Genomic DNA, 5,864 nt, shown 5'->3' with positions numbered 1-5,864 from the left:
CCGCAGTTCGCGCTCACGGACGGCGCCCTGACCGTGCCGCGCCTCACCCGGGGCAGCACGACCGCCACCGGAGAGCTGGAGGTCTTCCGTCCGGACGGCACCGTCCTCATCACCGGAGGCACCGGCTCCCTCGGCGCCCTGTTCGCCCGCCACCTCGTCACCGCCCACGGCGTGACCTCCCTCGTCCTCACCAGCCGACGCGGCCCCGCCGCCGAAGGCGCGGACGCCCTCGCCGCCGAACTGAAGGAGCTGGGCGCACGGGAGGTCACGGTCGCCGCGTGCGACACCCGGGACCGGGACGCCCTGGCCGGGCTCCTGGACCTGCACGGGATCACCGCCGTCATCCACACGGCCGGTGTCCTCGACGACGGCTCCCTGGCGTCCCTCACCCCGGACCGCCTGGACACCGTCCTCGCCCCCAAGGCCGACGGTGCCTGGCACCTCCACGAGCTGACCACCGAACGCGGCATCGACCTGGACGCGTTCGTGCTCTTCTCGTCGGTGTCCGGCACCCTCGGCAACCGCGGCCAGGCCAACTACAGCGCGGCCAACGCGTTCCTGGACGAACTGGCCCGCCACCGCCGCACCCTCGGCCTCCCGGCGACCTCGCTCGCCTGGGGCCTGTGGGAGCAGACCGGCGGCATGGCGTCGGCGCTCGCGGAGGCCGAGGGCACCCGCCGGCGCGTCTCGCGCGACGGGATGCGCGCGCTGACGGCCGGGCAGGGTCTCGCCCTGTTCGACGCGGCGCTCGCGGCGCCGCAGCCCGCCCTCGTACCGGCGCGGCTCGACCTCGCCGCGTACGCCAGGCAGCAGCCCGTGCCGACGCTGCTGCGGGGTCTGGTGCGGCCCGCCCGCAAGCAGGCCGGCGCGGCGGCGGCGCCGTCGGCCGAGACCTTCGCCGACCGGCTGGCGAAGCTGGGCGCGGACGAGCGCGCCGCGGCGGTCCTGGAACTCGTACGGAAGGAGGCGGCGACCGCGCTCGGGCACTCGGGGGCGGACGCGGTCCAGCCGGACCAGGCCTTCAAGAACCTCGGGTTCGACTCGCTGGCGGCGGTGGAGCTGCGCAACCGTCTCACCGAGACGACGGGGGTGCGGCTGTCCGCGACGCTCGTCTTCGACTACCCCAACCCGCTGGCCCTGGCCCGCCGCCTGGAGGAGCAGCTCGTCACCGAGGCGGCGCCCGCGGCCGCGGCCGCCGGCGCGGTGGTCGACGCGGCCACCGTCCTGGCCGGTCTCGACGGCCTGGAGCGGGCGTTGGCCGGGTCCGTCCTGGACGCGGGCGGGCAGTCCGAGGTGGCGGCGCGGCTCCAGGCGCTCGCCGCCCGCTGGGGCAAGGCTCCGGCGGGTCGGGAGAGCGACGGGCCCGACCTCGACACCGTCACCGACGACGAGCTGTTCGACCTGATCGACAGCGAGCTCGGCCTGTCCTGACCCGACTGGACGGCCGCGGTCCCACCGCCCCGCCGTCCCACCGCTCCCGGGGGCCCACGCCCTCTCCACACTCCCCCGCCACGGCGGGGCCCCCGGGCTCCCACCTACTTGCGAAGGAAATGACTCCGCATGACGAATGACGAGAAACTCCGCGACTATCTCAAGCGCGTGGTCGCCGAGTTGAAGCAGACGCAGGGCAGGCTGCGCGACATCGAGGCCGTGAAGTCGGAGCCCATCGCCATCGTCGGCATGGCGTGCCGGCTGCCCGGCGGTGTGAACACGCCGGAGGAGCTGTGGCGGCTGGTCGCCGCCGGCACCGACGCGATCAGCGAGTTCCCGGTCAACCGCGGCTGGAACACCGACGAGCTGTACGACCCGGACCCGGAGGCCTCGGGCAAGTCGTACGTCCGCGAGGGCGGATTCCTGCACGGCGCCGACGAGTTCGACGCCGGCTTCTTCGGGATATCGCCGCGCGAGGCCCTGTCCATGAACCCGCAGCAGCGCATTCTTCTGGAGACGGCATGGGAGACGTTCGAGCGTGCGGCCATCGATCCGACGACGCTGGGTGGCAGTAGCGTCGGCGTGTACGCCGGTGTGATGTACCACGACTACGCGGTCGGTCTCACCGACGTGCCGCGTGAGGTCGAGGGCATGCTGAGCATCGGCAACTCGGGCAGCGCCACGTCCGGCCGTGTCTCGTACACGCTGGGCCTTGAGGGTCCGGCGGTCACCGTCGAGACGGCGTGCTCGTCGTCGCTGGTCGCGATCCACCTGGCCGCGCACGCGCTGCGCAGCGGCGAGTGCTCGATGGCGCTCGCGGGCGGCGTCGCGGTGATGGCGACGCCCGACACGTTCGTGGAGTTCTCGCGGCAGCGCGGCCTGTCGCCCGACGGGCGCTGCAAGGCGTTCGCGGCCGGGGCCGACGGTACGGGCTGGTCCGAGGGCGCGGGCCTGATCCTGCTGGAGCGGCTGTCGGACGCGCGCCGCAACGGCCACCCGGTCCTCGCCGTCATCCGCGGCACCGCCGTCAACCAGGACGGCGCGTCCAACGGACTCACCGCCCCGAACGGCCCGTCGCAGCAGCGCGTCATCCGCCAGGCCCTGGCGAACGCCGGCCTGCGGCCCTCCGACGTGGACGCCGTGGAGGCACACGGTACGGGCACGAAGCTGGGCGACCCGATCGAGGCGCAGGCGCTGCTCGCCACGTACGGCCAGGACCGGCCGGCCGACCGGCCGCTGTGGCTGGGCTCGTTGAAGTCGAACATCGGGCACTCCCAGTCGGCGGCCGGTGTCGCGGGCGTCATCAAGATGGTCGAGGCCATCCGCCACGGCGTGCTGCCCAAGACCCTCCACGTCGACGAGCCGACGCCGCACGTCGACTGGTCCGAGGGTGCCGTCGAGCTGCTGACGGAGGCCAGGCCGTGGCCGGAGACCGGGCGTCCGCGCCGTGCGGGTGTCTCGTCGTTCGGGGTGTCCGGTACGAACGCGCACGTCGTCGTCGAACAGGCCCCGGAGGACACGGACCAGGGCGGCGCAGAGGCCGACCCGAAGGCGGCGGAGCCGGGCACCGCCCTGCCCGTCGTCCCGTGGGTGCTGTCCGCGCGCACGCCCGAGGCGCTGCGCGACCAGGCGGCCCGGCTGCACGCCCTCGCCACCGCCGACGACACGGACGGCACTGGCGGCGACCGCCGGCCGGTCGACATCGGCCACAGCCTGGTGACGTCCCGTACGGCCTTCGAGCACCGTGCCGTCGTCGTGGGCGCGGAGCGGCAGGACCTGCTGGACGCGCTCGCGGCCGTGGCCCGCGAGGAGCGGGCGCCGGGCGTGGTCGAGGGCGAGCGGGCCCCCGGCAGGCTGGCCGTGCTGTTCACCGGCCAGGGGGCCCAGCGCGCCGGGATGGGCTGCGAACTGTACGACGCGTTCCCGGCGTTCGCGCGGGCCTACGACGAGGTGTGCGCCGCCCTGGACGTGCACCTGGACCGTCCGCTGGCGGAGGTCGTCGCCTTCGGTGACGGCCTGGACGAGACCCGCTGGACCCAGCCGGCCCTCTTCGCGCTCGAAGTGGGCCTCTACCGACTCATCGAATCCTGGGGGGTGCGGCCCGACCATGTCGCGGGACACTCGATCGGCGAGATCGCGGCGGCTCATGTGGCGGGCGTTCTCTCGCTTGAGGACGCGGCTGCGCTCGTCGCGGCTCGTGGCCGGCTGATGCAGGCGCTTCCGGCGGGCGGGGCGATGGTCGCCCTGGGCCTGCCGGAGGCCGACGTGCTGCCGCTCCTTGAGGGCCTGGGCGACCGCGTGTCGGTCGCGGCGGTCAACGGGCCTTCCTCCGTGGTCGTCTCCGGAGCGGAGGAGGCGGTCCTCGCCGTCGCGGAGAAGGTGAAGGCCGCCGGGCACCGCACCAAGCGGCTCACCGTCTCGCACGCCTTCCACTCCCCGCTGATGGACCCCATGCTCGACGCGTTCCGGGCGGTCGTGGAGGGACTCACGTTCCACTCGCCCCGTATCCCGGTCGTGTCGAACGTGACGGGTGCCGTCGCCGGGGACGAGCTGGCGACCGCCGACTACTGGGTGCGGCACGTCCGCGAGGCCGTGCGGTTCTCCGACGGCGTCCGCACCCTCGCCGAGCTGGGCACCACCACGTTCCTGGAGGTCGGCCCCGACGCCGTCCTCACCGCCATGGCCACGGAGACCCTGGACGGCGACGACGCCGTCACCGTCGTCCCGGCGCAGCGGCGCGGCCGTCCCGAGCCGCAGGTGCTCGTGGAGTCCGTCGCGCAGCTCTACGCGGTCGGGCGCAACGTCGACTGGCTGACGTACTTCGACGGCTCCGGCGCCCGCCGCGTCGACCTCCCGACGTACGCGTTCCAGCGCGAGCGCTACTGGCTGACGGGGAACGGCACCGCGGGCGACGTGTCGTCGGCCGGTCTGGCGGGCGCGGCGCATCCGCTGCTGGGCGCGGTGCTGGGCCTGCCCGAGTCGGAGGCCCTGTGGTGCACGAGCCGGCTGTCCCTGGCCACGCACCCGTGGCTGGCCGACCACACCGTGTCCGGTGTCGTCGTGGTGCCCGGTGCCGCGCTGGTCGAGCTGGCCGTGCGGGCCGGTGACGAGACCGGGTGCGGGACGGTCGACGAGCTGGTCGTGGAGGCGCCGCTGGTGCTGCCGGCGCAGGGTGCGGTGCAGTTGCGCATCGGCGTGGGCGCGCCCGACGCGACGGGCCGCAGGCCGCTGACGGTGCACTCGCGCCCGGAGGACGCCGCGCACGACGAGGCGTGGACGCGGCACGCGTCCGGGTTCCTCGCGGAGAGCGCCGCCGGTCCCGCGGCGGGCTCCGGGTACGCGGGCGCGTGGCCGCCCGCCGGGGCCGAGCCGGTGGACCTGGCGGACTTCCACGCGGAGTTCTACGCCGGGCGTGACGCGGCGGGCGTCGGCTACGGCCCGGTGTTCCAGGCGCTGCGGAAGGTGTGGAGGCGCGGCGACGAGGTGTTCGCGGAGGTCGCGCTCGACGAGGCGGAGAGCGGGGCCGCCGAGCGGTTCGGGCTGCACCCGGCGCTGCTGGACGCGGCGCTCCAGGCGAGCACGTTCTGCCCGGACCCGGACGGCGGCCCGGACGGGGAGGCGGAGGGCGTACGGCTGCCGTTCGCGTGGAACGGGGTGTCGCTGTACGCGACGGGCGCCTCGGCGCTGCGTGTCCGTGCCGTGCCGTCCGGGTCGGGTGTGTCGCTGGACCTGATGGACGCGGCGGGCGCGCCGCTGGCGACGGTGGCGTCGATGGTGACCCGCGCGGTGCCCGCCGAGCAGCTCACGGGCGGCGGCGATCCGCTGCGGGACGCGCTGTGGCAGGTGGACTGGGTGCCGTCGGCGCTCAACGTGTCGAGCGCGCCCGTGAGTTGGCGTGAGCTGGACGCCAGTACGGTGCCGGAGGGCGCGACGCCCGAGCAGGTGCGGGGGCTGGTGGGACGGGTCCTGGCCACGGTGCGGGAGTTCGTGGAGGACTCGGACCCGGCGCGCGGCCCGCTGGTCGTGACCGTGCGGTCGGGCGGCCTGGCCGCCGCCGCGGTGCGGGGTCTGGTGCGGACGGCGCAGCTGGAGTACCCGGGCCGGGTCGTGCTGGCCGAACTGGACGGCACCGACGCCTCCGAGCAGGCCCTGGCGGCGGCCGTCGCCACCGGAGAGCCGCAGTTCGCGCTCACGGACGGCGCCCTGACCGTGCCGCGCCTCACCCGGGGCAGCACGACCGCCACCGGAGAGCTGGAGGTCTTCCGTCCGGACGGCACCGTCCTCATCACCGGAGGCACCGGCTCCCTCGGCGCCCTGTTCGCCCGCCACCTCGTCACCGCCCACGGCGTGACCTCCCTCGTCCTCACCAGCCGACGCGGCCCCGCCGCCGAAGGCGCGGACGCCCTCGCCGCCGAACTGAAGGAGCTGGGCGC

The 5,864-nt window shown here is 75.1% G+C and carries 2 protein-coding genes; both read left to right on the top strand.

The window, feature by feature from the left end; translation table 11 throughout:
* A partial coding sequence (locus tag HTZ82_RS22030; RefSeq protein ID WP_175411179.1) for a beta-ketoacyl reductase occupies positions 1-1,431 on the top strand: 1,431 nt, incomplete at its 5' end.
* Positions 1,432-1,560: 129 nt separating this feature from the next.
* The coding region (locus HTZ82_RS22025) for a type I polyketide synthase (protein WP_175411178.1) at positions 1,561-5,864 on the top strand (4,304 nt) is incomplete at its 3' end.

Source organism: Streptomyces sp. TRM64462 (assembly GCF_013362995.1).
Taxonomy (GTDB): domain Bacteria; phylum Actinomycetota; class Actinomycetes; order Streptomycetales; family Streptomycetaceae; genus Streptomyces.
Note: the sequence above shows the minus strand (reverse complement) of the source record. Positions and strands in the feature narration are given on the sequence as shown.